We start from the raw sequence: 2,977 nt of genomic DNA, 5'->3' as shown, positions 1-2,977 counted from the left end.
GCACTAATGGAAGCATCTGGCATATACCGCCGAATGGTATCGATAATCCGGCGATATTTTTCATGGGTATAACCCCGCGCCATCGCCTTTAAAAGTTCATTATCTCCAGATTGAAAGGGAATGTGGAAGTGTTTGCAGACTTTGGGCAACTCAGCACAAGCCTTAATTAATCTCTCTGTAAAATAACGGGGATGGCTAGTAGCAAATCTTAGCCTTTCAATCCCCGGTACATCATGGACGTAATAAAGTAAATCTGTGAAGTTGTGCAGATGCCGTCCTTCTGCTGTTGCTCCCGGCAAATCTCTGCCGTAAGCGTCAATATTTTGACCAAGTAGAGTAATTTCCTTGTAACCTTGCCGTCCTAATTCTTCCATTTCAGCCCGGATAGCTGAGGGTGTGCGAGATTGTTCAACACCGCGCACATTGGGAACTACACAGTAAGTGCAGCGTTCGTTACAGCCGTAAATTACATTTACCCAAGCTGTTACTTTACTATCCCGTCGCGGCTGAGTGATATCTTCAATAATATGAACTGACTCGGTGGCGACAACTTGGTTGCCGTCAAAGACTGACTCCAGCAAATCTTTGAGGCGGTTAGCGTGTTGTGGCCCCATTACCAAGTCTAATTCTGGGACTCGCCGCAATAGCGCTTCACCTTCTTGCTGGGCAACACAACCAGCAACAATGAGAGTTAAATCAGGTTTTTCATGTTTGCGCTTCGCTTGTCTGCCAAGGTAGGAATATACCTTTTGCTCGGCATTATCCCGAATTGTGCAAGTATTGTAGAGAATCACATCTGCATTATTGGGATCTTCTGACCATTCAAAGCCCATGTCTTCCAAAACGCCAGCCATGCGTTCTGAGTCAGCTTTATTCATCTGACAACCAAAGGTAGTGATGTGGTAGTGGCGTTTAGAAGTGGTCATGAGCAATTCTGCTTAATTAGCGTAATGTATATAAGGTTTATTTCTATTCTAACCCGCGTAACGCAGTGTCTCTTTTTTACTCGCCGTCTCAGCCGTAGTCCATTCATCTGTAAATAAAAATGTTTGTAGTCAGGACTAAAGTCCTGCTTTTGTTCGCGTAACCCTCTTTACGAAACGTTATGCATAGCAAGATCCCTAAAGGGGTACACTACTACAAAGCAATGTTTTTATTATGGAAATTTTGGCGGAGATTAGATAAATTTCAATGCAGTTTTTTGCAAATTTATATACATAATAATAGACTTATCAGTGATAAATGCTGATATTTCCGTTGTTGCTTAGTTAACCAGTTAGAGTGAGATTATTCTTGAGCCTCAAAGTCAACTTTATCATAAATATTTGATAGAGGAATTTGAAATTGAATAGAGGATAGTGTTATAATATTACTCTCTTCTTCATACTCTGAGAAAATCCATTTTTTTTCCTCAGTTTTATAATATTGCTCTACATGATTTTTGTACTGATCAATCAGAACATATTCTTGAAAACTAGGGATGGTGCGATAAGCCGCAAATTTTTCATCTATGTCATAGCTTCTGGTAGATTTGGATAGTACTTCACAAATCATTAAGGGATTAGTAATTGTATCTTTACGTCCCTCAGAAAATTCTAATGAACCTGCAACAACCATGACATCAGGATATGTATGAATTCGCTTTTTGGGAATCCATAGACGTTGATCAGCCACGAATACTCGATAAGGTTGCCGCTTCAAAGCAAAATTCAGGGTTGCACTCAGATTAAGAGCTATTTGGTTGTGATTTGGTGTTCCACCTGTCATGGGTATAATTTGACCATCTATATATTCATGACGATACTCGGAAATGACTTCTAGCTCTAGGTATTCTATGGGAGAATAGTCGCGTTTTTCTTGTATTTGCATAGGGCAAGATTTTTTGGTATTTTTGATTTTGCATTGACCAGATGCGATTAAGTCCAATCAATGCTATTCGTTTTTACTGTAGCGTTGTTTTTTAACGCAGAGGAACGCTAAGGGAAACGCAGAGGTAACGCAGAGGGTTTGTTAGGCTGGGTTCCAAGTACCGTGGAAGCTGTGGGGTATGACGCTGGGTAATCCTAGTTTGCAAACTGGTTCGGCATCCAGGCGATCGCTATCAAATATCCAAACTTCGCTACTACGAGAATTAGCATCGTAGACAACAGTTAGCACCCAAGCTAGTGCAGGGTTTTGGGTGTCTTGCGCGTGGATGGGTTCTGAAGGATAACGGTTTTCTCCTAAGTCTGCTTCGGTGAGGGTTTCGGTTTTGTTATCGAAGCGGGCGATCGCATTTAATATTTCTTGGCTAATATCTGTTCCTGAACGAGATTTTGACATATATGTGTACCGGGAAGGTTGCCCCACGTTTTGCTGTGGTACATTCGGAAATTCGCAGTGTTCGTTGAATAGTTGCTGAATTGACGTAACTTTGCCAGTTTGGGGATGCAGATGAACTCGTGTTAATGTACTTTTAGCTGGGGTGTGAGTTTCACCTGTAGCTACTTCCTTGAGATATTGGTTAGTTTGAAAATCTTCATAACGGGCCATATCCACAATCACTGAGCCGCTAGCATCTACATAACCGTTACCAAAATGCCATTGGAACCAAGGTTGGGTTTCTCCACGACTCACCACAGATAGCGTTTCTCGATCGATAACTAAAATCTGAGTTCCTAATCTAGGTTGCCACTCTAGCGAATCACTATAGTTGTTTATCCCTATTAGCAGGGGTAAGACATTCAACCGCACTGGCGGAAGGAAAAATACAAGATACTGCCCTGCTAAAACAAAATCATGCACGAATGGTATACCATCTAGCTGGTATGCGGCTTGTTGGATAATCCGGCCAGTCGAATCGCTTTTGTAAATATTAAGCGTCGCATTTTGTCCAGGGCTGATGCCAAAGTTAAAAATCTCCCCTGTTTGCTTGTCACGCTTATAATGTGCAGAATAGCTTAATCCTTTAGTTAACCCCCCTAAATCATCTTCGCCC

At 41.7% G+C, this 2,977-nt stretch carries 3 protein-coding genes; all 3 read right to left on the bottom strand.

The genetic code is table 11. From position 1 onward, the window contains the following. A partial coding sequence (locus tag VE944_RS04885) for a MiaB/RimO family radical SAM methylthiotransferase (protein WP_324973114.1) occupies positions 1–926 on the bottom strand: 926 nt, incomplete at its 3' end. Between the two features lie 361 nt (positions 927–1,287). After that, the gene (locus VE944_RS04880; protein ID WP_324973112.1) at positions 1,288–1,869 is read right to left on the bottom strand and encodes a Uma2 family endonuclease; all 582 of its coding nucleotides are present in this window, start codon (positions 1,867–1,869) and stop codon (positions 1,288–1,290) included. Between the two features lie 141 nt (positions 1,870–2,010). Then, the coding region (locus VE944_RS04875) for a carotenoid oxygenase family protein (RefSeq protein ID WP_324973110.1) at positions 2,011–2,977 on the bottom strand (967 nt) is incomplete at its 5' end.

Source organism: Nostoc sp. (assembly GCF_035638895.1).
Lineage (GTDB): Bacteria > Cyanobacteriota > Cyanobacteriia > Cyanobacteriales > Nostocaceae > Nostoc.
This window is presented reverse-complemented; position numbering and strand designations above follow the sequence as displayed.